Genomic DNA, 21456 nt, shown 5'->3' on the forward strand with positions numbered 1-21456 from the left:
GCTTCTGACATAAAGTTGTGTGCGCAATCGGAGTCTGCTGTCCCGGTGCTCACCCACTACGGCTTGGCGCCTTGCCGAGTCCAAACCTGCTGCAGGGGAAAGGAAGTCATCCATGGCCGCAAAACAAGTGAAAGACCGAGTCGAAGAACTGCAAGCCCAAATCCGTAAACTGGCCGAGCGGTTTGACCAAGAGCGCGAGAAGCAGGTTGCCGCGCTGGAGAAGCAACTGGAGAGCGCCCGCGCCCGTGTCAAAGCGGAAATCGAAAAACAGCGCGCCAACCTGGGACAGCTGGAAAAACTGCAGAATGAGTACCGCGACAAAGCCACCGCGCGGGTGCAGAAACAAATCGATCGCGCTCGCCAAGCAGTAGACGAGGCCCGTGGCCGTGTGACCGAATCCGAAGCCCGCCGCAAGCTGCTAGAAACTGAAGTTAAAGTACTCAAAGCCACCGCCAAACAGGCTAACAGCCTTGCCAAGGTCATTTCCCAATACGAAAAAGACTTGGAAAAGCGCATCAAATCCCTGCAGAAAGATGCCGGCAGCACTGCTAAGAAGACCGCCGCTAAACCGGCTGCGAAAAAAGCCGCTGCCAAGAAAGCCCCGGTTAAAACTGCTGCTGTGAAAAAAGCCCCCGCCAAAAAAGCCGCGCCAAAAGCGAAGGCTGCGACCGCCAAAGCCCCTGCTACGACCAAGGCCGTAGCCAAGAAAGCGCCGGCCAAAGCAGCTGCTAAGAAGGCGCCTGCCAAAAAAGCGCCCGCTAAGAAAGCCCCTGCTGCGACCAATGCTGGCAACACCGATAGCTGATCACCCGGCGGGGCAATAAAACGGGGCGCACTGCGCCCCGTTTTATTTGTGCTCGGCCAACGCCAGCAGTTCTACGGCCAGCGCCGTTCGGTATTGGTTTGCCAATGTTTTACGCAGCTGGTCCTGCCGCCGCTGTTCCGCCGTGGGCAATGCGCGGTATGCCGCACCGATGTCCAGTGCTGCGGCAGCATCTGCCAACGCGCGAATGGCCTCAAGAGAACCCGGCACCGGACAATACGGCAGCCGCGCCGCCAGACGCAACGCGCCTTCCACCGGATCCATGTCTCGCTGCAACACTGCGCGGGCAATGACTGACAGCTCCAACCGCACCTGTTGCTGCTCATCCCGGCGCCGGGCAAGTTGCTGTCGCTGACGCTGCCACACCCGATACCACAGCAGCGCCGCCACCACTGCCAGCAGCAGCGTAACAGCGGCCAAAACCATGATCCAAACCATGTCACCTCCTCGCTGCGGCAGCGTTTGATTTCTGCCGACAGCGCCCCCATTGTAGCCCGCTCCCACCTCCATAGCGGCGCTGCCCATCGTGATACCCGAGTGGCTCGAACCCTACCTTGACGTACTTGGCCCGTGGCTGCCGTGGATGGCGATTGGCGGCGCAGTAATGGCGGTCGCCTCCACGGTGGCATTGCCATGGCTGATCGTGAAGATGCCCGCCGACTACTTTTCCCGCCCGCCGGTGACACTCAGCGACCGCGGCCCGCTGCGGCGGCTGTGGTGGCTACTGCGCAATCTGTTGGCGCTGGTGTTACTACTGTGTGGCGTGGCCATGCTGGTACTGCCGGGACAGGGTTTGCTGACCATCCTAGTGGCCATCGGGGTCAGCAGCTTTCCGGGGAAATACCGGCTCGAACGCGCTATCATTCGACGCCCGTCGGTGTACCGCAGTTGCAACTGGATCCGCCGGCGCTACGGCCGCCCTCCTCTGGATTTCCCGGCCTCCGATTGACCCGCTTTCGAGATCTTCGCGTGGAGTTGACCGCTCTGTGCTGGCACCGCCAGCGTTTGGATGTATTGGACCAGCGTGCATTGCCCCATGACACCCGCTGGATGCCCTGTCACGACGCCACTGACGTGGCCTCGGCGATCCGCGACATGGTGGTGCGTGGCGCCCCGGCGATCGGCATTGCTGCGGCCTATGGGGTCGCCTTGGCGGCGCAGCGCCTCGGTGCCGAGGCCAGTCTGGAGCGGCTGGCGCCAGCGCTGCAGCAGCTGGCCGAAAGCCGCCCTACCGCGGTGAACCTGTTCTGGGCGTTAGAACGGATGGGCAAGGTACTCGCCGGGCTTGAAGGGGAAGCACTGATTGCCCGCGCTGTCGCTGAAGCGGAACACATCCATGCCGAAGATCTGGCGCTGAACCACCGGCTTGCCGAGCACGGCGTCAGCCTGCTGCCGCAAGGCAGCTTCATCTACACCCACTGCAACACCGGCACGCTGGCAACCGGCGGCCACGGCACGGCCCTCGGTGTGATCCGCACCGCTTGGCAAGGGGGTCGCATTGCCGGCGTCTACGCCGGCGAGACCCGCCCCTGGATGCAGGGCAGCCGCCTTACCAGCTGGGAACTGATGCAGGATGGCGTGCCGGTCACGCTGGTGACCGACTCCATGGCGGCAGTGCTGATGCAGAGCGGCCGTATCGGCGCCGTGATCGTCGGTGCCGACCGCATCACCGCCAATGGCGATACCGCTAACAAGATCGGCACTTATGGATTGGCGGTGCTGGCGCACCATCACCGCATTCCGTTCATTGTTGCTGCGCCGGTGGCGACCATCGATCCGCAATTGGCGGACGGCAGCGCCATACCGATCGAGCAACGTCCGGCCGATGAAGTACGGCAGATCCACGGCGTGCCAGTGGCACCGGCCACAGTACCGGTGTTCAACCCAGCGTTTGATGTCACGCCGGCGGGCCTGATCAGTGCCATTGTCACTGAGCGCGGCGTCATTACCCGCCCCGATACCGCAGCGGTGCGCGCCCATCTGGCGCTGCCCGCCCCCGAGTTTGCAGGAGCCCATTCATGAGCGCCCGTCCTTGGTCCCCCACCGCGTTTCGCGCCGCCGCCCGCACCTTGGCCGCCACCGGACAGCGGATTTATCAGCACGGCTGGTCGCCGGCCACCAGCAGCAACTATTCCATGCGTCTCAATGACCGCTACTGCGCGGTCACCGTGTCCGGACGCGACAAAGGCTTGCTGAGCGAAGCCGACATCATGGTAGTGGAGCTGGCCAACAACCAAGGCGCCTCGCCCGGCAAACCGTCGGCGGAAACCGGCCTGCACACACAGGTCTACCGTCGCCATGCCGATGCGCAGGCAGTGCTGCACACCCATTCCATGGCCAGCACCGTGCTGACCATGGAATTGGCGGACCAGAAACGGCTGCGGCTGGAAGGCTATGAGCTGCTGAAAGCGTTCGGCGGCAACAGCACCCATGACACGGTGCTCGACATCCCGGTGTTCGAAAACACCCAGGACATCGACGCACTGGCCCGCGACGTGGACGCCGCCATGGACGCCGGCACCATTACCCATGCGTACCTGATCCGTGGCCACGGCGTTTACACTTGGGGGGAGTCGATGGCGGCCTGCTACCGCCAACTGGAAGCACTGGAGTTTTTGTTCGCGGTGGAAGTACAGCGCCGCCAGATGAGGAGCCGGGCATGAGCCGCATCCGTATTTACCACCAAGACAACCCGTCGCAGGCACTGGTCACCAGCAGTGACCACCCGGAAATCGCCCGCCAACTGGCGGCTATTGGCGTGCGCTTCGAGCGCTGGCAAGCAAGTGCCGAATTGGCGCCCGGCGCCCCGCAGGAGCAAGTGATTGCCGCCTACCGCGCCGACATCGACCGATTGATCGCCGAAGAAGGCTACCAAACCGTGGACGTGGTCAGCCTCAACAGCGACCACCCAGATAAAGCAGCCCTGCGACAGAAGTTTCTCAGTGAACACCGCCACAGCGAAGATGAAGTGCGGTTTTTTGTCGCTGGCAGCGGCCTGTTCACCTTGCACCCGGACGACAAGGTTTACGAAGTTCTGTGCGAACAAGGCGACCTGATCTCGGTACCCGCCAATACCCGCCACTGGTTCGACATGGGCCCGCAGCCTTACTTCATTGCCATCCGCCTGTTTGACAACCCGGAAGGCTGGGTCGCCAATTTCACCGGCGACAACATCGCCGATCGGTTCCCGCGGCTGGAGGCATGAGCGTGGTCCGTGTGGTTCTGACTGACATCGAGGGCACCACCAGCAGCATCCGCTTTGTGAAGGAGGTGCTGTTCCCCTACGCCGCCGCAGCCTTGCCGCAGTTTCTCGCTGACCACTGGCAGGACGCCGCAGTACAGCAACAGGTACAAGCACTGCGTGCCGAACTCGGCGAACCGTTGGCCGATGCCGCCGCGGTCAATGCACTGTTGCAGCCCTGGATCGAGCAAGACCGCAAACACACCGTGCTCAAAGCCCTGCAGGGCATGATCTGGGACCATGGCTACCGTAGCGGGGCGTACCAAGCCCACATGTACGAGGAAGTGCCGGCCGCGCTGCGTCGTTGGCACGATGCTGGCCTGCCGTTATATGTGTATTCCTCAGGATCGATCGCGGCACAGAAACTGTTCTTCGGTTTCAGCACCGCCGGAGACTTGACCGGACTGTTCTCCGGTTACTTCGACACCACCAGCGGCGGCAAACGTGAAGCGGACAGCTACCGGCGCATCACCGCCGCCATTGGCTGTGAACCGGACCAGATCTTGTTCCTGTCGGATATCGTGGAAGAGCTGGATGCCGCCGCCGCGGCCGGCCTACAAACCACACTGCTGGACCGGGACGGCCTGGCGCCGACCTGCAGTCATCCGGTGGTGACTGACTTCGACCGCATCGCCCTGCCGTAAAGGGTACCCGCCCGGCTCAAGGCCGGGCGTTATTCCCAGTGCGGCGTGATTGGCGCGCCCGCCAGACGATGAACTTGCGATCGCCAGCCACCTGCTCCACGTCCGCGAAGTGCCGCTTGAGCACATTGCCATAGGCCAAGTGGCGGTTGCCGACCACCCACAACGCCCCATCAGCGGCCAAATGGTCGGCCGCCTGCCGAAACAGCATACGTGCCACCGCGTCATCGACGGCGTGGCCACGGTGGAACGGTGGGTTGAGTAGGATCAGATCCAACGGCGTGTCGATCCCGTCCAGCCCGTGCCCCAGATGAAACGCGACACGCTCGGCACCGAGTTGCGCAGTGGCATTGTGGCGCGCGCTTTCAATCGCCTGCGAGGATTCATCGCAGAACAGCAGCTTGGCCTGCGGATTGCGCAGCCCCGCGGCGATGCCGAGGATACCGGCGCCGCAACCGAGATCAGCAATGGTGCCGTCGATGCCAGTGGGGATCACCGGCAGCATAGCCCGGGCACCGATGTCGATTTGGCGCTGGGCAAACACCCCCGCCTCGACCCGCAGCGGCGCACCGCCCCACTCTTCCACCGGCAGCACCAACGGGTAACCGCACTCAGCTACCGGCTGCTGCGGCAGCTGTCCGCGCAGGCCGTGCGCTTTGCGACGCCCAGGCAGCAGTTCCACCCCATCGAGGTAGTGGCGCGCCAGCTCCACCAGCCCGGCCGGCAAATGCTTGTCCATCCACGCCAGCTGCACCGGCGTACCAGCCGGTAATTGCTGGCCCAGCCGCCACAACTGGTATTCCAGCAGCGCCAACTCTTTCGGCACTCGGACCAGCACCTGTGCGCGCGCCGGCCAATCTTGATGCGGCCACGCCCACTGCGGCAGCGGGCGTTGGTTGTCGGCGGCGTTGGCCGCCAGCGCTGCCCGCGCCAACCAAGAATCGCCCACCGAAACGGTGTCCGCCGGCAGCGCCAACGCCAGTGCACCGCAGCTGTCATTGAGCACCAAGGCCGGTTGGTCGGTGGCCTCATCAAGCAGATAAAGGTCGGCGCCATCCCAGGCACGCAGCCGTTCCCGTGGCGAGCGCGGATAGCGCTGCAAGACCAGGGTGGCGCGCGGATGCACCAGTTCAGTTTCAGCAATCGGGGTCGATGTTTTCATGGCGCGCATTATGCACAGCGACCGGTTCGGCAGCGAGATGCGAAAGTTTCTTTTCATCAAGGACTAGCAATCTTTAAAAACCTTGCTAGAATGCGCACCACTTTACGGAGTATAGCTCAGCCTGGTAGAGCACTACGTTCGGGACGTAGGGGTCGCAGGTTCGAATCCTGCTACTCCGACCAACATCGACATTGTTCTCCCGATTCAGCAATGTCCCTCGAGAAAAGCCGCTAATGCGGCTTTTTTCTTGCCCGCGATTTATGTTCCGCTCAGTGCCCAATCAGCCACTAGGCGATAGCGCTGCCCCGCTCCCTTTGCTGCACGCCCATAGAGCCCAAGTCGGTCGGCCAAGCCCGACAGCGGCAACGCAATATGCTCCGCCTGCGGCGCTTGGCGATGCAACGTAATATGCGGTCGAAAACGGCGCATTTCCGGCGCTAAGTCGAGCCTGTTCCGCCACTGCCCAGCACAGCCATGCAGCGCTCGCAGTGGTCCATTGTCGCGCACCCGTGCCACCTGCATCGGCCCACTGACACCCGGAAAAGGCACCAGACCGTCAACCTCCAACGGAACCGGCGCCAACCGGGCACAGTCAGCCGCCACCTGTGGCAGTAATTCCGCCAACGCAGCCGCTGGGTAAACGCCGATGAAAAGAACCGTCAAATGCCAGTCCGCCGGCCGCTCTGCACCCAACGCCGGTGTACCGTGGTGATGCTGGAGCAAACCAGCATGCACCGGCGGCGGTACCGGCAAGGCAAAAAACCAGCGCTCCATGGCACCCGCTCCCGCTTCGCAGTTAGAATGCCGCCCCCCGAAACAGAGATGTGCATCATGTCCCCAAAGGTCGGCTTTATCAGCCTTGGCTGCCCCAAGGCGCTCGTGGATTCCGAGCGGATTCTTACCCAGCTTCGCACTGAAGGCTACGAGGTCGTACCGACCTACCAGGACGCCGACGTGGTGGTGGTCAACACCTGTGGTTTCATCGACGCGGCCAAAGCCGAATCGCTGGAAGCCATCGGCGAGGCGATCCAAGAACACGGCAAGGTGATTGTCACCGGCTGCATGGGTATCGAGGAAGACAACATCCGCGCCGTGCACCCGCAGGTGCTGGCCGTGACCGGCCCGCAGCAGTATGAGCAGGTGGTCAACGCGGTGCACGAAGTGGTGCCGCCCTCCACGGACCACAATCCGTTTGTCGACCTGGTGCCGCCGCAAGGCATTAAGCTGACGCCGCGCCACTACGCGTACTTGAAGATTTCCGAAGGCTGCAACCACGGCTGCACCTTCTGCATCATCCCCAGCATGCGCGGCAAACTGGTCAGCCGGCCGGTGGGTGACGTGCTGGATGAAGCCGAGCGGCTGGTACGTGCCGGCGTGAAGGAGCTACTGGTGGTATCCCAAGACACCAGCGCTTACGGCGTCGACCTCAAGTACCAAACCGGCTTCTGGCAAGGCATGCCGGTGAAGACGCGCATGTTGGAGTTATGCCAAGCACTGGCGGCGCTCAAAGTATGGGTGCGCTTGCACTATGTGTATCCCTATCCGCACGTCGACGACGTCATTCCGCTGATGGCCGAGGGCCTGCTGCTGCCGTATCTGGACATTCCGTTCCAACACGCCAGCCCGCGGGTACTGAAACTGATGAAGCGCCCTGCCCACGCCGAGAACACGCTGGAGCGCATCCGCCGCTGGCGCGAGATCTGCCCGGAGTTGGTAATCCGCAGCACCTTCATCGTCGGTTTCCCCGGCGAAACCGATGAAGACTTCGAACTGCTGCTGGACTGGCTGGAAGAAGCCGAGCTCGATCGCGTCGGCTGCTTTATCTATTCCCCGGTGGACGGCGCGCCGGCCAACGACCTGCCAGATCCGGTGCCAGAGGAAGTGGCCCAAGAGCGTTTGGAGCGGTTTATGAACGTGCAGGCGCGTATCAGCGCCCGCCGTTTGGCACGCAAAGTCGGCCAACGTATCGAAGTGCTGATCGACGAAGTGGACGAGGAAGGCGCCATCGGCCGCAGCCGCGGCGATGCGCCGGAAATCGACGGGCTGGTGTTCCTCAACGGCGCCACTCATCTACAGCCTGGCCAGTGGGTTGAAGCGGTGGTCACGCACAGTGACGAACACGACCTGTGGGCGGAGTGCGACGACTGATGCCATGAGCCAAGAGCAGATCCGCCTCGGCGCCCTCTGCCTGATCGCCAGTGAAATCTTGATGGCGATGATGGCAGCGATGGTGAAGCACCTCAGCGATGAGTTGCCCACCGAGGTGGTGATGTTCTTCCGCAATCTGCTTGGCATGATCCCGCTGCTGGCACTGCTGATGGTGCCGCCACGCGGTATCGCCAAGATGGCCACCCGCCGGTTCGGCAGTCATTTCATCCGCGCGGTGGCCGGGCTTGGCTCGATGTACTGCTACTTCTATACCCTGTCGCAGATACCGTTGGCTGAAGCGGTAATGGTGAAAATGACCACGCCGTTCTTTATTCCGGTGGTAGCATTTCTGTGGATGGGCGATCGGGTGCGCGGCCCCACGGTGGCGGCCATCCTGCTCGGCTTTGTCGGCGTGGCGTTTATCCTGCGGCCGATGCCCGGCCACTTTGACAGTGCTTACCTGATCGCTCTGCTCGGCGCTTTACTGATGAGCATTGCCATGGTCGGCATCCGCAACATGGCGGCCACCGAGCCCGCCACCCGCATCGTATTTTGGTTCACCCTCACCGGCACCGTCATTTCTGCTGTGCCGCTGCTGTGGACACCGCTGCAGATCGCCCCGCAACTGTGGCCGTGGCTGCTGGCAATGGGCATCATCGCCACCTTCGGCCAAAGCCTGATGACGTTGTCTTATCGTTTTGCCAGCCCCGCTCGCATCGGCGTCTACAACTACAGCAGCGTGATTTGGGCCGCGCTGCTCGGTTACCTGTTCTGGGACGAGTTGCTGCACTGGACCACGTTAGTGGGCACCGTGCTGATCATTGCAGCGGGCGTTTGGAACCTGCGCCAGGGGCAACCGAAGCCTGCCACGTGAGCGGTACTTGGTATTGCATCAGGAAACCGCCGAGCGTGATCAGCACCCGTGAAATACCGATGTAGGAATCAGGAATGCGGATGCGCGCTTCGCGGAAGCGCTCCATCAGGTCCCCCATCGACGCCAGTGGCGCCTGGCGCTGCATGCGGTCGGTGAGCACATAGCGCGACAGCTCGCGCAGGGTCGCCGGGTCGCCACCTTCAAAGCCGGCGTCGACAAACAATTGTCCCAGTGCATCGATTTCCTCATCACTGGGCTGATCCTGCTCTAATCCCAGCGCCAGCAGCCCGAACAGCAACCGCGAGTAGCGCTGCACCTCCGGCGCCGTCAGCCTCCCCACCGCACCGAAATCGAGGATCGCCAGCGTACCGTCCGGCGTGACAATGAAATTGCCCGGGTGCGGATCCGCGTGATAAAGCCCGTAGCGCGTCACCTGCTGCACATAGCTGTCCAGCAGACGCCCCAGCAGCAGTGGCGCATGGGCGGGATGGGCATCGAGAAATTCCCGCAGCCGCTGGCCCGCCAGCCAGTGGGTGACCATCACCTGCGCCTTACTCAGCTCCGGCACCAGCGTCGGTACGCAAATGCCCTCCACCTGTTCTAAGCGTGCAAAGCGCTGCAGATTATGGGCTTCATGGCGCAGATCCAGCTCTTCTTCGGTCATCGCCAACAAGTGCTCGGTGACCTGCACCACATCCAGTACCCGCACCAGCGGTGACAACCAGCGCGCCAGCAAGCGAAACACGCGCGCGTCCTGTTCGAATACTTTCTCCACCGCCGGCAACCGCACTTTCAATGCCACCGCTTCACCGCTGGCGAGCACCGCGCGGTGCACCTGGGCAATCGATGCAGTGGCCACCGGCGCTTCATCAATGAACGAGAACAATTGCTGCCAGCCGGGGCCGTAGGCGCTGCGTAACACGGGTTTCAGCTGGGCAAAAGCCACCGGTGCGGCATCGTTCTGCAAGGTTTGCAGCGCTTCGATGTAGACCGGCGGCAACAGATCGGAACGACTACTGAAGAATTGCGCGGCCTTGGTCCAGAGTCCGCCATTGCGCCGACACAGTTCTGCCACCCGCTGCGCCGCTACAGCGTGGGCGCGCTCGCGCGCGTCCGCGCCCAGTGGCCAAGCGCGACTGTACAGCGCCACCACTTGTGCAGTGGTGGTGAGCGCACGGAAATAACGGGGACGGCCGGACACCAGCGCCGCTAGCGCACGGCGGTTAATGTGCCACTGCTGGCGGCGTCCAGGCTGCATCGCCGGTGTTGGGGGTGCCACAGGTCACTCCGCTGTCTTCGACCGGCCTCCGTTATCCATGCTTTGCCAGGCCCGATCAAGTATCTTTGCCGTCTCTGTCGGACCACCGAGGAGATCGCCATGGCGCGCCCTGACAAACACGCGCTGCAGACACGCGGCATCACCCTGCTCGCACCACAGCACTCTGCCGTGCGCCGGCTACGCCGCGAACACGGCAGCCCGAGCCTGCACGGCACTAAAGTGTGGGAATCAAGCTACGTGGTGATGAACCACCTGCTGCGCCAGCGCCCACCGCGCGGCGCGCGCTTCATGGACCTCGGCTGCGGCTGGGGCCCGCTGTCGATCTTTGCTGCCAAACGACTTGGTCAACAGGTGACGTCGGTGGACGCCGATGCCGGCGTGTTCCCGTTCCTCAATCTTCACGCCGAACTCAATGGCGTCAGCGTGACGCCGTTGCAGCGGCGTTTTGAGCGCTTGCGGGTAGCAGACATGCAGGGCATCCACACCTTGGTCGGCACCGATATCTGCTTCTGGGAGTCGCTGACGCCGGTGCTGCTCAACCTAGTACGACGTGCCCGCAAAGCCGGCGTCGCGAAGATCATCATTGCCGATCCCGGCCGACCACCGTTCTACGAATTGGTCGAGCGCTGCCAAGCGGAGTTCCCGGTGCGCATCACCCACGGCCGCACCCAGGATCCACTGCCCGCCTGGGCGCAACTGATGGTGATCGAGGACTGAGCGCACCAGCGATGCACTGCGCACACAGGAACCTGTCACGTCTGAGCCGGTCGCACCCTCACCTGCCCTCTGCCCTGCCACAGGACCTGTGATGCCCCTGCTGCCCGTCTACGCTGATGTCGCTGCCGCCGCCTGGCGACTGCACGGCCATGCCCACCGCACCCCGGTGATGACCTCTACCACGCTCAACCGCGAGCTGCGCTGCGAAGTGCTGTTCAAGTGCGAAAACCTGCAGCGTATGGGCGCGTTCAAGTTCCGCGGCGCCTTCAACGCGCTGTCACGCTTTTCCCCGGCGCAGCGGCGTGCTGGAGTCGTGGCCTATTCATCCGGTAATCACGCACAAGCCATCGCCCTCGCCGCGCGCCTGCTCGACATGCCGGCCACCATAGTGATGCCCGCCGACGCGCCAGCGGTGAAGGTCGCGGCCACGCGCGGCTACGGTGGTCACGTCGTGTTCTATGACCGCTACCGCGAAGACCGTGAACAGATCGGCCGCCAATTGGCCGAGCGTGACGGCCTGACGCTGATCCCGCCCTATGACCATGCCGACGTAATTGCCGGGCAAGGCACCGCCGCCATGGAACTGATCGAAGACGCTGGTCCGCTGGATGCCTTCCTCGCACCCTTGGGCGGCGGCGGACTGCTGTCCGGCAGCGCCTTGGCGCTGCGTCAGCTGGCGCCGCAGTGCCGCATTTACGGGGTCGAACCGGAGGCTGGCAACGACGGCCAGCAATCCCTGCGGCGCGGCGCCATCGTGCACATCGATACCCCCCGCACACTGGCCGACGGCGCCCAGACCCAGCACCTGGGCCAGCTCACCTTTTCGCTGATCCGCAAGCATGTGGACGACATTTTCACCGCCACCGATGCCGAATTGGTGGCGACCATGGGCTTGCTCGCCGCGCGCCTGAAGCTGGTGGTGGAGCCCACCGGCTGCCTGCCGTTGGCCGCGCTGCGTCGGCACGCGCAGCACTGGCGTGGTCAGCGCGTCGGCGTGCTGCTCAGCGGCGGCAACATTGACCTAGCGCGCTTCTGTGCGTTGCTCGGTGCTGACGCAGCGACCGCGCCAAGCTATTGAAATATCCGCCGCTGCCACCATCATCGCTCTATCCTGAATTGCCTCACGGAAGCCATCATGAGTGACGATCAACGCGCCGACGCGCCCGGAGCGTCGCTGGTTATTCCGGACCAGCGCCCGCAACGCATCCATTTGCTGCCGGTAAACCAGCGCCCGTTCATGCCGGGTTTGGTGCAACCGGTACTGTTCCAGCAAGAACCATGGCAACCAACGGTGGAACGGGTCAGCCAGACGCCGCACCACACCGTGGGCCTGGTTTATGTAGGCGCGCAATCGCCAGAACAGAGCACGCCGGATCAATTTCCCGAATACGGTTGCCTAGTGCGGGTGCACAACGCCAGCAGCGAATCCGGCACTCTGCAGTTAGTGGTGCAGGGCCTGACCCGGTTTCGCATTGCCGGCTGGCTAAGCCGCAAGCCGCCTTACTTGGTAGAAGTGGAATACCCAGAAGAAACCGAGGACGACTCCGACTCGGTGAAGGCCTATGCGCTGGCAATCATCAATACCATCAAGGAATTGCTGCCGCTCAACCCGCTCTACAACGAAGGGCTGAAGCTGTATCTGCAGAATTTCAGCCCACGGGAGCCGTCACCGCTGACGGACTTTGCCGCCGCGCTGACCAGCGCCAGTGGCGATGATCTGCAAGCAGTGCTGGAAACTGTGCCGCTGCTCAAGCGCATGGAAAAAGTGCTGGTGCTGCTGAAGCAAGAACTGGAAGTGGCGCGTCTGCAAGCGGCTATCAACGAACAAGTGGATGAGAAAATATCCACTCAGCAGCGCGAGTTCTTCCTGCGTGAGCAGCTCAAGGTGATCCAAAAAGAGCTCGGCCTGTCGAAGGACGACCGCACCGCTGACCACGATGAGTTTCGCCAGCGCATGGCGCTGCTGACGCCGCCAGAAGCGGTGCAGCGACGCTTTGAGGACGAGTTGCACAAACTGTCGTTGCTGGAAACCGGCTCGCCAGAGTACGCCGTTACCCGCAACTATCTAGATTGGCTAACCCAGGTGCCGTGGGGCAAACAGTCCCCCGATAATCTGGACTTGAGCCACGCGCGCAGCGTTCTGGAGCAACACCACGCCGGCCTGTCAGACATCAAAGAACGCATTCTTGAGTTCCTCGCGGTGGGGGCCCACCGCGGCGAAATGCGCGGCGCCATTTTGCTGCTGGTGGGACCGCCCGGCGTCGGCAAAACCAGCATCGGCCAAGCCATTGCCGCCGCGCTGGGGCGGGAGTTTTACCGCCTCAGTCTTGGTGGCGTGCGTGACGAAGCCGAAATCAAGGGCCACCGCCGCACTTACATCGGCGCCTTGCCCGGTAAATTGGTGCAGGCGTTGAAGGAAACCGGCACCAGCAACCCGGTGATCATGCTCGACGAGATCGACAAGATGGGCCGCTCATTCCAGGGTGATCCCGGCTCAGCACTGCTGGAGGTGCTCGATCCCGCCCAAAATGATCATTTCCTTGATCACTATTTGGACCTGCGCGTGGACCTGTCCGGCGCACTGTTTATCTGCACTGCGAACACCCTCGACAGCATTCCCGGCCCGCTGCTGGACCGTATGGAAGTGATCCGGCTGGCCGGCTACATCAGCGAGGAAAAAGTGCAGATCGCCCGCAAACACCTGTGGCCGAAAGCGCTAGAGCAAGCGGCAGTGAAGCCGTCACAGCTGAAGATTTCCGACAGTGCGCTGCGTCAGGTGATTGAGGGTTACGCCCGCGAAGCCGGCGTGCGCAATCTCGACAAACAGCTGCAGCGCATCGTGCGCAAGGCAGTGGTGCGCTTGCTCGAAGGCAGCGGACCGATCTCGGTCAGTGGGCGCAACCTGGTGGAGTTCCTCGGCCCGCCCTACTTCGTCACCGAGAAGCCGCTGCGCGGCGTCGGCGTGGTCACCGGGCTGGCGTGGACGTCCATGGGCGGCGCCACGCTGCCGGTGGAGGCCAGTATTACCCACCAAAATGGCCGCGGCTTCCGCCAGACTGGCCAGCTGGGTGATGTGATGCGCGAGTCCAGCGAAATCGCTTACAGCTATGTGGCCAGCCACCTGGCCCGCTACGGTGCGGCACCGGATGCTCTGAAGGATGCATTCGTGCATCTGCACGTGCCCGAAGGCGCCACACCGAAGGACGGTCCCAGCGCCGGCGTCACCATGGCCACAGCGCTGATCTCGCTGCTGCGTAATCAGCCGCTGCCGCGCAAGTTGGCGATGACTGGCGAACTCACCCTCACCGGCCAGGTGCTGGCAGTAGGTGGCATCCGCGAGAAAGTGATTGCCGCGCGCCGGGTCGGCATCAAGGAGCTGATCCTGCCGGCGGCCAACCAGCGCGATGTGGACGAGCTGCCTGACTACCTGCGCGACGGCATGACCATCCATTTCGCCCAGCATTACCGTGAGGTGTTCCAGCGCGTGTTCGGAGTCGAGGCGTGATCGAGCGCCCCTACCGCATCGTTGCTCCCTGCTTGGAGCCGGTGCGCACGCTGTACCGGGACGCGCACTGCTGGGTCGTGGAAAAGCCGAGCCAACTGCTGTCCGTGCCGGGCCGGGGTCCGGAAAACCACGACAGTGTCACCAGCCGTTTGCAGCAGCAGGACGCCGAGGTGCGCGTGGTACACCGGCTCGATCTGGATACGTCTGGTCTGATGGTGTTCGCCTGCACCGCCGCCGCCCAACGCCGCCTCAACGACGCTTTTGCCCAGCGTCAGGTCGACAAAACCTACGAGGCGGTGGTGGCCGGTGCGGTGCGTCTGGCAGAAGGAGAAATCGATCTGCCGCTGCGGCCTGACTGGCTGCGTAGGCCGCGGCAGAAAGTGTGCCACCGGCTCGGTAAACCGTCGCTGACCCGCTATAAAGTGCTCGCCAGTGAGCCAGACCGCACCCGTCTGGCGCTGTACCCGATCACCGGCCGCTCACACCAGCTGCGGCTGCATCTGCGCGCCATCGGCCACCCGATTCTCGGTTGTGACCTGTACGCACCGCTATCCCACTTGGCCGCCAGCCCGCGGCTACTGCTCCATGCCACTGCGCTAGGATTTGCCCACCCCGACGACGGCCGCTGGATGACGTTCGAATCACCGGCGCCCTTCTGATCCTGCCCAGGGATGCCGCAGCGCAGCGGCTACGGCGCTGCGGTGGCCCCCAGCGACGTTACGCCTCCAATCCCACCGGGCAACTGACACCGGTACCGGCTAGGCCGCAATAGCCGTTCGGATAGCGATCCAGATACTGCTGATGTTCCGGCTCGGCATAGTAGAACGTGACGCCGCTGCGGATCTCGGTGGTGATCGGGCCGTAGCCGGCAGCGCTCAAGCGTTGCTGATAACGATCGCGACTGCTTTCCGCTGCCGCCAGATCGTCAGCATTATTGAGATACAGCACCGAACGGTACTGGGTGCCGACATCGTTGCCTTGGCGCATGCCCTGAGTCGGATCATGCCCTTCCCAAAACGTCGCCAACAGCTGCATCAGACTCACCTGCTGCGGCTGATACACCACCAGCACCACTTCGCTGTGGCCAGTGCCGCCACTGCAAACCTCCTCGTAGGTCGGGTTCGGAGTATGGCCACCGGCGTAGCCGACCGCAGTCACCAGCACGCCGGGCAGTTGCCAGAACAGCCGTTCGGCTCCCCAGAAGCAGCCCATGCCGATCAGCAGCGAAGCGCTGCCAGACGGCCAGGGTGGTGTGAGTGGTTGGCCAGTGACGCGGTGCGGCGCCACCACCGGCATCGGTTGATCGCGACCCGGCAATGCTTGATCGGCGGTGGGCAGCGGCAAACTGCGTCGAAACATGATGATCTCCCGGACAAAGCTCAGTGACAGGAACGCCATAGAGTCATACAACAATGTTCTTTATGGTGCAGGCTCCACCCTGTGACAGCACACGGAGCGAATCACTCCGTGCACTACACCGACAATAAAAGGAGCTTTGCGTGAGCTTACTGGACACGGGACGCGATTTGCGGCGCGCTAACCAATTGGCCGCCATTTTGTTGAAGTACGGTTTTGGCGATGTGATTCGCCGCTTGGGTTTGGCCGCCCCGTTGGAACAGGCCGGCAAATGGGTACGCGCCCCGATCGACCGCGAGCTGGTGACCATGCCCACCGCCCAGCGACTACGCTGCGCATTGGAAGAAATGGGTCCCACCTTCGTCAAGCTCGGCCAGATCCTTGCCACCCGCGTGGACATGTTCCCGCGTGAATGGATTGACGAATTCGAGAACCTGCAGGACAACGCCCCGGCACTGCCGTGGAGCACGCTGGAGCCGTTGATCGACAAGGCGCTCGGCAAACCCGCCAATACCGTTTTTCGCCACATCGACCCGGTGCCGTTGGGTGTGGCCTCGATCGGCCAAGTACACCGTGCCACCACCCGCCGTGGCGATGCGGTGGTGCTGAAAATCCAGAAGCCCGGCATCCGCGACAAAATCGACTCCGATCTGCGGCTGCTGCGCACCGTGGCGCGCCTGGCGGTAGACAACTCCGCCGAACTGCGCCGCTACCGACCGCTGGATTTGGTGCGCGAGTTCGAGCGCTCTTTGAGCCGCGAGCTGGACTTCACCATCGAAGCGCGCAACGCCGATCGCATCCGCAGCAACCTATCGAAACTGAAATGGGTGGAAGTGCCAAAGGTGTACTGGCAGTGGACCTCCGCCACCCTGTCGGTGCAGCAGCTGATCGAAGGCATCCCCGCACGGCAACTGGAGAAGCTTGACGCGGCTGGCGTCGACCGACCGCTGGTGGCACGCCGCGGTGCCGCCATTGCCTGGAAAATGGCACTGGAAGATGGCTTTTTCCACGCCGACCCACACCCGGGCAACTTCCTGATCATGACCGGCAACCGCATCGGCATGCTCGATTACGGCATGGTCGGCAAGCTGTCGCCGCAGCGCCAAGAACAGATGGTGCAGATCGTCAAAGCGGTGGTGCTGCAAGAGCCGGAAGGCTGCGCTGCCGTGTTGGCGCGCTGGTCGGATGGCATGCCGGTGGACATGGAAGCGCTCACGGCCGACATCGAAGACGTGATTTCGCTCTATTACGGTGTGCCGCTGTCGGAATTGGATGTGGGCGGGCTGCTCAACGACATCACCGGTCTGATCCGCAACCACAACCTGATTTTGCCACCGGACATGGCGCTGCTGATCAAGGCGATCATTACCTTGGAAGGCTTCGGCCGCCTGATTCACCCGGACTTCGACGTCATGAGCGAAGCCGAGCCATTGATCAAACGCATGCTGCGCACCCGCTACAGCCCGGTGCGGTTAGCGCGCAGCCTCGGGCTGCGGGCGCTGGATGCCGTCGATCGCCTGTACGCACCGCCCTCACCCGCGGGGCCGACGCCGAACGGCAGCCAGGGCATCGACCCGCGTCACCTGGAGCGACTGGTACGGCACATGGAACGCTCGCAGTACCGCCAGATCCAAGCACTGATGGTGCTGGCCGGCGTGGTCAGCGGTGCCATCATGCTTGGTGGCCGCGTGCCGCCGTCGCTGTGGGACATCTCGATACCGGGCCTACTGGTGTTTCTCGGCAGCAGTGTCTGGGCCGGGTGGTTGATGCTTGTGTCACGCCGCTATCTGCGCGAATGGGAGTAAACTCGGCGCGGGGCCGCCGCCCCGCCCGCTGATTGCCACGAAGGAACCGAACATGGCTCGTCTGAACCGCATGCTGCAATTGGGAACGCTGTCCGTGGCGCTGGCAGCTTGTGCTACCTCGCCGCTGGGGCGCCAGCAATTCCTGATGATGTCCGCCTCGGACATGGACAAGATGGGGGTCGCTGCCTACGACCAGTTGAAACAGGAAACCCCGATCAGCAGCAACAAAGCGCAAACCGCTTATGTGCGCTGCATCGCCGACCACATTACGGCAGTACTGGACGGCGACCAGAAGTGGGAAGTGAACCTGTTCCAGGACGACACCGCCAACGCCTTCGCGTTGCCGGGCGGCAAGATTGGCATCCACACCGGGCTGCTGAAAGTGGCGGTCAATCAGGACCAAGTCGCCGCAGTCATGGGCCACGAGGTCGGCCACGTGCTGGCTCAACACTCTAACGAGCGGGTGTCGATCCAATCTGCTACCCAGAGCGGGCTGCAACTGATCGCCGCCATCAGCGGTGATCCGTCGCCGATGAAGAACAGTTTGATGGGCCTGCTCGGTGTGGGTGCCCAAGTCGGCGTCGCACTGCCGTTCAGTCGCAAGCACGAAACCGAAGCCGATGTGATCGGCCTACAGCTGATGGCCAAAGCCGGCTTCAATCCGGCCGAAAGCGTGACCTTGTGGCAAAACATGGCGGCGGCCAGTGGCGGCGGTGGTGGACCGCAGTTTCTGTCCACCCACCCCTCCAGCGCATCGCGTATCCGTGAGCTGCAATCGCAGCTGGCCAGTGTGATGCCGGACTACCAGCAAGCCCGCGCTGCCGGGCGAGTGCCCAGCTGCAAATATTGAGGGTGCCAACGCACCATTGAAAAGGGCGCCGTTAGGCGCCCTTTTTGCTGTCAGCGATAATACGCGTTGTCGGTGACCGAGTGATCGGTCTTGTCGCGTACCGCGGTCAGTTCCGGGAGACGCTCTTTGAGAGTGCGCTCCACGCCGCTCTTGAGCGTCATGTCCACTGCCGAGCAGCCCTGGCAGCCACCGCCGAATTCCAGCACCGCCACGTTGTCCTCGGTCAGTTCCAGCAGCTGCACGTTGCCACCGTGCGAGGCCAGATTCGGGTTGATCTCGGTGTACAAAATGTAGTTGATACGCTCTTCGAGGCTGGCATCTTCGTGCAGATCCGGTACTCGCGACTTCGGCGCACGGAAGGTCAGCTGACCGCCCATGCTGTCTTTCTTGAAGTCAATGGAGGCATCTTCCAGATAGCGCACACTGGCAGCTTCAATGAAGGCGTGGAAGCCTTCGAATTCCAGACGCACGTCGTCTGCTTCTTGCTCACCTTCCGGGCAATAGGCCATGCAGCACTCAGCATGGGGGGTACCGGGACGCTCAACGAAAATGCGCACAGCGATGCCCGGTGAGCTTTGCTTTTCAAGCAGGTCACGCAAGTAGGCCTGGGCCGATTCGGTCACAGTGATCACAGGTTGGGTCATGGGGTACTCGGGCAGGAAATTTCCGACCATTTTAGTCAACCATGCCGACCAACGCCACCCGCATACGCCCTTCCCTACGTTTGACGACCGCTGCGGCGGCAGCAACCCATATTCATTATTCGAATATCAATATAGCGATGACTGACTTCTACGGCATGAGCAGATTTGCTATTGTGCGGCGCCCCGACCCTGCGCTTTGTGTGGTTTTGCGCAGGGCCCACGCACTCGTTACAGGCGACGCGCAGAACCATGTATTTGTACCAGGACTATGACCGCCAACTGCTGGCCGAGCGGGTGGCCCAGTTCCGCGACCAGACCGAGCGCTACCTTGCCGGACAACTCAGCGATGAGGAGTTCCTGCCGCTGCGGCTGCAAAACGGCCTCTACATCCAACGCTATGCGCCGATGCTGCGCGTGGCGGTGCCCTACGGCATGCTCGGCAGCCGCCAGCTGCGTGCGCTGGGCCACATCGCCCGCACCTGGGATAAGGGCTACGCCCACGTCAGCACCCGCCAGAACGTGCAGTTCAACTGGCCGGCGCTGGAAGACGTGCCGGACATCCTGGCGTTCCTGGCCACGGTAGACATGCACGCCATTCAAACCAGCGGCAACTGTATCCGCAACGTCACCACCGACGAGTTCGCCGGCGTGGCCGGTGACGAGCTGGAAGATCCACGCCCGTGGTGCGAGATCATCCGCCAGTGGGCCACCTTCAATCCGGAATTCGCGTACCTGCCGCGCAAGTTCAAGATCGCCGTGAACGCCGTGCCGGATCAGGATCTGGCGCTGGTAGGCGTCCACGATATCGGTGTGCAAATCGTGCACCGCGATGGCGAAACCGGCTTCCAGGTGCTGGCCGGTGGTGGCTTGGGTCGCACGCCGATGGTCGGCGAGGTGATCGGTGAGTTCGTCGCATGGCCGGACCTGCTGGCCTATCTGGAAGCCATCCTGCGGGTCTACAACAAGTACGGTAACCGCGACAACAAATACAAGGCGCGCATCAAGATCTTGGTGAAAGCCTTGGGTGTCGACGCGTTCCGGGCGCTCACTGAAAAAGAATTTGCCCACCTGCAAGGCGGGCCGATGACGCTGACCGCAGAGGAAGTCAGCCGCATGCGCGGTTACTTCAGCCGGCCGCCCTACGCCGCAGATGCCACTGATCAGCCTGCCGCGCTTACCGCAGCGTTGGACGCCGATGCCGCGCTCCGCCGCTGGTACCGCACCAACGTCAGCGCCCACGGTCAGCCCGGCTATGCGGCGGTAACGCTGACGCTGAAAAAAACCGGCCGCGCGCCGGGCGACATTACCGACACCGAGCTCGATGCGGTGGCTGACCTGGCCGATCGTTACAGCTTCGGCGAGGCCCGCACCACGCACCAGCAGAACATGGTGTTGGCGGACGTACGCCAAGATCAGCTGCCGGCGCTGTGGCAAGAGCTGGAAGCGCTCGGCTTCGCCACCCCCAACTTCCGTTTGCTGACCGACATCGTTGCCTGTCCTGGCGGGGATTTCTGCTCACTGGCCAACGCCAAGTCGATCCCGGTGGCAGAAGCACTGCAGCGCCGCTTCGAAGACCTCGACTATCTGCACGATCTTGGTCCGCTGGATTTGAATATTTCCGGCTGCATGAACGCCTGTGGTCACCACCATATCGGCCACATTGGCATTCTCGGGGTCGACAAAAAAGGCCGCGAGTACTACCAAATCACCCTCGGTGGGCGCGGTGACAGCCACTGCGTGATTGGCGAGAAACTCGGCCCCTCGTTCGAGGCGGACGAAGTGGTGGACGTGATCGCACGACTGGTGGATCTCTACGTCGAGCAGCGCCACCCGGGTGAAGGATTCATTGATACCTACGAGCGCGTAGGCATCGAACCGTTCAAGGAGCGCGCCTATGGCAGCCATCATTAAAAACGGCGAAATCGTCGACGACCGCTGGCTGCGGCTGACCACCGAACAAATCGAAGCCGACGGTCTGCCGGCGGACGGCCCGATTTTGGTGCCGCTGCCGGTCTGGCTGGCCCAGCGCGAGGCATTGCTGGCGCGCGGCGAGGTCGCCGTTTGGCTGGCCCCCGGCGAGGAGCCGGAAGCGCTGGTCGAGGATCTCGACCGACTGCCGCTGATTGCCATCGACTTCCCGGTATTCCGTGACGGGCGCGGCTACAGCTATGCCCGTGAGCTGCGCACCCGCTTCGGCTACCACGGCGAGCTGCGCGCCATCGGTGACGTACTGCGCGATCAACTGTTTTACCTGTCGCGGGTCGGCTTCAATGCGTTCGCGGTGCGTGAAGACCGCAATCTGGAGGATGCCCTCAAGGGCCTGAAGGATTTCTCGGTGACCTACCAAGGTGATACCCAGGACCCGCGGCCGATCTACCGCCGCTGACCCTTACGGCCCCGGCAACGGGGCC

At 62.9% G+C, this 21456-nt stretch carries 22 protein-coding genes and 1 tRNA gene; 17 read left to right on the top strand and 6 right to left on the bottom strand.

The genetic code is table 11. The features are described 5' to 3' along the window. The first annotated feature begins 19 nt into the window (after positions 1–19). The gene (locus AB5I84_RS07605; protein ID WP_369455258.1) at positions 20–805 is read left to right on the top strand and encodes a hypothetical protein; all 786 of its coding nucleotides are present in this window, start codon (positions 20–22) and stop codon (positions 803–805) included. 42 nt (positions 806–847) lie between these two features. Here AB5I84_RS07605 and AB5I84_RS07610 read toward each other — a convergent pair whose 3' ends face one another. Further along, positions 848–1261 carry a DUF2489 domain-containing protein gene (locus AB5I84_RS07610; RefSeq protein WP_369455259.1) on the bottom strand — a complete coding sequence of 138 codons (414 nt, stop codon included), beginning with the start codon at positions 1259–1261 and terminating at the stop codon, positions 848–850. A gap of 88 nt (positions 1262–1349) precedes the next feature. Between AB5I84_RS07610 and AB5I84_RS07615 the strand changes: the two genes are divergently transcribed. Genes AB5I84_RS07615 through mtnC form a run of 5 tightly spaced genes read left to right on the top strand, consistent with a single transcriptional unit; the run spans position 1350 to position 4708 of the window. After that, positions 1350–1772: a PGPGW domain-containing protein gene (locus AB5I84_RS07615; protein WP_369455260.1), complete on the top strand. Its 423-nt coding sequence runs from the start codon at positions 1350–1352 to the stop codon at positions 1770–1772. Between the two features lie 20 nt (positions 1773–1792). Then, the gene (gene mtnA, locus AB5I84_RS07620) at positions 1793–2845 is read left to right on the top strand and encodes an S-methyl-5-thioribose-1-phosphate isomerase (protein WP_369455261.1); all 1053 of its coding nucleotides are present in this window, start codon (positions 1793–1795) and stop codon (positions 2843–2845) included. Next, entirely contained in the window at positions 2842–3486 is a 645-nt protein-coding gene (locus AB5I84_RS07625; RefSeq protein ID WP_369455262.1) for a methylthioribulose 1-phosphate dehydratase, read from the top strand. The genes mtnA and AB5I84_RS07625 overlap by 4 nt, the downstream gene beginning before the upstream one ends. Then, positions 3483–4028, top strand: a complete 546-nt coding sequence (locus AB5I84_RS07630; RefSeq protein WP_369455263.1) for a 1,2-dihydroxy-3-keto-5-methylthiopentene dioxygenase — start codon at positions 3483–3485, stop codon at positions 4026–4028. Before AB5I84_RS07625 ends, AB5I84_RS07630 begins: the two co-directional genes overlap by 4 nt. Further along, positions 4025–4708, top strand: coding sequence for an acireductone synthase (gene mtnC / locus AB5I84_RS07635; protein WP_439650193.1), 684 nt, complete (start codon positions 4025–4027; stop codon positions 4706–4708). The genes AB5I84_RS07630 and mtnC overlap by 4 nt, the downstream gene beginning before the upstream one ends. Positions 4709–4724: 16 nt before the next feature. On the opposite strand, the gene AB5I84_RS07640 is transcribed toward mtnC, so the two are convergent. After that, positions 4725–5867 (bottom strand): class I SAM-dependent methyltransferase, encoded by a 1143-nt coding sequence (locus AB5I84_RS07640; protein WP_369455265.1) that lies wholly within the window; start codon positions 5865–5867, stop codon positions 4725–4727. Positions 5868–5972: 105 nt separating this feature from the next. On the opposite strand from AB5I84_RS07640, the gene AB5I84_RS07645 reads away from it, so the two are divergent. Next, positions 5973–6049: transfer RNA gene (locus AB5I84_RS07645), tRNA-Pro, on the top strand. Positions 6050–6125: 76 nt separating this feature from the next. Here the strand turns inward: AB5I84_RS07645 and AB5I84_RS07650 are convergent. Further along, positions 6126–6641 carry a 2'-5' RNA ligase family protein gene (locus AB5I84_RS07650; RefSeq protein WP_369455266.1) on the bottom strand — a complete coding sequence of 172 codons (516 nt, stop codon included), beginning with the start codon at positions 6639–6641 and terminating at the stop codon, positions 6126–6128. Positions 6642–6698: 57 nt separating this feature from the next. Between AB5I84_RS07650 and rimO the strand changes: the two genes are divergently transcribed. Both rimO and AB5I84_RS07660 read left to right on the top strand, forming a co-directional pair. After that, entirely contained in the window at positions 6699–8015 is a 1317-nt protein-coding gene (rimO, locus tag AB5I84_RS07655; protein ID WP_439650194.1) for a 30S ribosomal protein S12 methylthiotransferase RimO, read from the top strand. A gap of 4 nt (positions 8016–8019) precedes the next feature. Next, positions 8020–8889: a DMT family transporter gene (locus tag AB5I84_RS07660; protein WP_369455267.1), complete on the top strand. Its 870-nt coding sequence runs from the start codon at positions 8020–8022 to the stop codon at positions 8887–8889. Here AB5I84_RS07660 and AB5I84_RS07665 read toward each other — a convergent pair. Further along, complete coding sequence (locus AB5I84_RS07665; protein ID WP_369455268.1) at positions 8834–10168, bottom strand: ABC1 kinase family protein; 1335 nt, start codon at positions 10166–10168, stop codon at positions 8834–8836. The genes AB5I84_RS07660 and AB5I84_RS07665 overlap by 56 nt on opposite strands. 99 nt (positions 10169–10267) lie before the next feature. On the opposite strand from AB5I84_RS07665, the gene AB5I84_RS07670 reads away from it, so the two are divergent. The 4 genes from AB5I84_RS07670 (at position 10268) to AB5I84_RS07685 (ending at position 15049) form a co-directional block, all read left to right on the top strand. Then, the gene (locus AB5I84_RS07670; protein ID WP_369455269.1) at positions 10268–10885 is read left to right on the top strand and encodes a class I SAM-dependent methyltransferase; all 618 of its coding nucleotides are present in this window, start codon (positions 10268–10270) and stop codon (positions 10883–10885) included. A gap of 91 nt (positions 10886–10976) precedes the next feature. After that, positions 10977–11963: a threo-3-hydroxy-L-aspartate ammonia-lyase gene (locus AB5I84_RS07675; RefSeq protein ID WP_369455270.1), complete on the top strand. Its 987-nt coding sequence runs from the start codon at positions 10977–10979 to the stop codon at positions 11961–11963. A gap of 57 nt (positions 11964–12020) precedes the next feature. Next, on the top strand, positions 12021–14390 hold the full coding sequence (lon, locus tag AB5I84_RS07680) for an endopeptidase La (RefSeq protein WP_369455271.1): 2370 nt from the start codon (positions 12021–12023) through the stop codon (positions 14388–14390). After that, on the top strand, positions 14387–15049 hold the full coding sequence (locus AB5I84_RS07685; RefSeq protein WP_369455272.1) for an RluA family pseudouridine synthase: 663 nt from the start codon (positions 14387–14389) through the stop codon (positions 15047–15049). Before lon ends, AB5I84_RS07685 begins: the two co-directional genes overlap by 4 nt. A 58-nt stretch (positions 15050–15107) precedes the next feature. Here AB5I84_RS07685 and msrA read toward each other — a convergent pair whose 3' ends face one another. Further along, positions 15108–15749 carry a peptide-methionine (S)-S-oxide reductase MsrA gene (gene msrA, locus AB5I84_RS07690; protein ID WP_369455273.1) on the bottom strand — a complete coding sequence of 214 codons (642 nt, stop codon included), beginning with the start codon at positions 15747–15749 and terminating at the stop codon, positions 15108–15110. A gap of 140 nt (positions 15750–15889) precedes the next feature. Between msrA and AB5I84_RS07695 the strand changes: the two genes are divergently transcribed. After that, on the top strand, positions 15890–17551 hold the full coding sequence (locus AB5I84_RS07695; protein ID WP_369455274.1) for an ABC1 kinase family protein: 1662 nt from the start codon (positions 15890–15892) through the stop codon (positions 17549–17551). 52 nt (positions 17552–17603) lie between these two features. Further along, positions 17604–18401, top strand: coding sequence for a M48 family metallopeptidase (locus AB5I84_RS07700; RefSeq protein WP_369455275.1), 798 nt, complete (start codon positions 17604–17606; stop codon positions 18399–18401). 50 nt (positions 18402–18451) lie between these two features. Here AB5I84_RS07700 and nfuA read toward each other — a convergent pair whose 3' ends face one another. Continuing rightward, positions 18452–19045 (bottom strand): Fe-S biogenesis protein NfuA, encoded by a 594-nt coding sequence (gene nfuA, locus AB5I84_RS07705; protein WP_369455276.1) that lies wholly within the window; start codon positions 19043–19045, stop codon positions 18452–18454. A 249-nt stretch (positions 19046–19294) separates the two neighbouring features. Here nfuA and AB5I84_RS07710 point away from each other — a divergent pair, with 249 nt between their 5' ends. Then, the gene (locus tag AB5I84_RS07710; protein ID WP_369455277.1) at positions 19295–20956 is read left to right on the top strand and encodes a nitrite/sulfite reductase; all 1662 of its coding nucleotides are present in this window, start codon (positions 19295–19297) and stop codon (positions 20954–20956) included. Then, on the top strand, positions 20940–21431 hold the full coding sequence (locus tag AB5I84_RS07715; protein WP_369455278.1) for a DUF934 domain-containing protein: 492 nt from the start codon (positions 20940–20942) through the stop codon (positions 21429–21431). Before AB5I84_RS07710 ends, AB5I84_RS07715 begins: the two co-directional genes overlap by 17 nt. The last annotated feature ends 25 nt before the right edge of the window (positions 21432–21456 follow it).

It is taken from the genome of Alcanivorax sp. REN37 (genome assembly GCF_041102775.1).
Lineage (GTDB): Bacteria > Pseudomonadota > Gammaproteobacteria > Pseudomonadales > Alcanivoracaceae > Isoalcanivorax > Isoalcanivorax beigongshangi.

Excerpts from the sequence above, each read along its gene's own strand:
- AB5I84_RS07610 (WP_369455259.1), bottom strand. The coding sequence starts at position 1,261 with ATGGTTTGGATCATGGTTTTGGCCGCTGTTACGCTGCTGCTGGCAGTG.
- AB5I84_RS07625 (WP_369455262.1), top strand. The coding sequence starts at position 2,842 with ATGAGCGCCCGTCCTTGGTCCCCCACCGCGTTTCGCGCCGCCGCCCGC.
- AB5I84_RS07630 (WP_369455263.1), top strand. The coding sequence starts at position 3,483 with ATGAGCCGCATCCGTATTTACCACCAAGACAACCCGTCGCAGGCACTG.
- mtnC (WP_439650193.1), top strand. The coding sequence starts at position 4,025 with ATGAGCGTGGTCCGTGTGGTTCTGACTGACATCGAGGGCACCACCAGC.
- AB5I84_RS07640 (WP_369455265.1), bottom strand. The coding sequence starts at position 5,867 with ATGAAAACATCGACCCCGATTGCTGAAACTGAACTGGTGCATCCGCGC.
- AB5I84_RS07650 (WP_369455266.1), bottom strand. The coding sequence starts at position 6,641 with ATGGAGCGCTGGTTTTTTGCCTTGCCGGTACCGCCGCCGGTGCATGCT.
- rimO (WP_439650194.1), top strand. The coding sequence starts at position 6,699 with ATGTCCCCAAAGGTCGGCTTTATCAGCCTTGGCTGCCCCAAGGCGCTC.
- AB5I84_RS07660 (WP_369455267.1), top strand. The coding sequence starts at position 8,020 with ATGAGCCAAGAGCAGATCCGCCTCGGCGCCCTCTGCCTGATCGCCAGT.
- AB5I84_RS07670 (WP_369455269.1), top strand. The coding sequence starts at position 10,268 with ATGGCGCGCCCTGACAAACACGCGCTGCAGACACGCGGCATCACCCTG.
- AB5I84_RS07675 (WP_369455270.1), top strand. The coding sequence starts at position 10,977 with ATGCCCCTGCTGCCCGTCTACGCTGATGTCGCTGCCGCCGCCTGGCGA.
- lon (WP_369455271.1), top strand. The coding sequence starts at position 12,021 with ATGAGTGACGATCAACGCGCCGACGCGCCCGGAGCGTCGCTGGTTATT.
- msrA (WP_369455273.1), bottom strand. The coding sequence starts at position 15,749 with ATGTTTCGACGCAGTTTGCCGCTGCCCACCGCCGATCAAGCATTGCCG.
- AB5I84_RS07700 (WP_369455275.1), top strand. The coding sequence starts at position 17,604 with ATGGCTCGTCTGAACCGCATGCTGCAATTGGGAACGCTGTCCGTGGCG.
- nfuA (WP_369455276.1), bottom strand. The coding sequence starts at position 19,045 with ATGACCCAACCTGTGATCACTGTGACCGAATCGGCCCAGGCCTACTTG.
- AB5I84_RS07710 (WP_369455277.1), top strand. The coding sequence starts at position 19,295 with ATGTATTTGTACCAGGACTATGACCGCCAACTGCTGGCCGAGCGGGTG.
- AB5I84_RS07715 (WP_369455278.1), top strand. The coding sequence starts at position 20,940 with ATGGCAGCCATCATTAAAAACGGCGAAATCGTCGACGACCGCTGGCTG.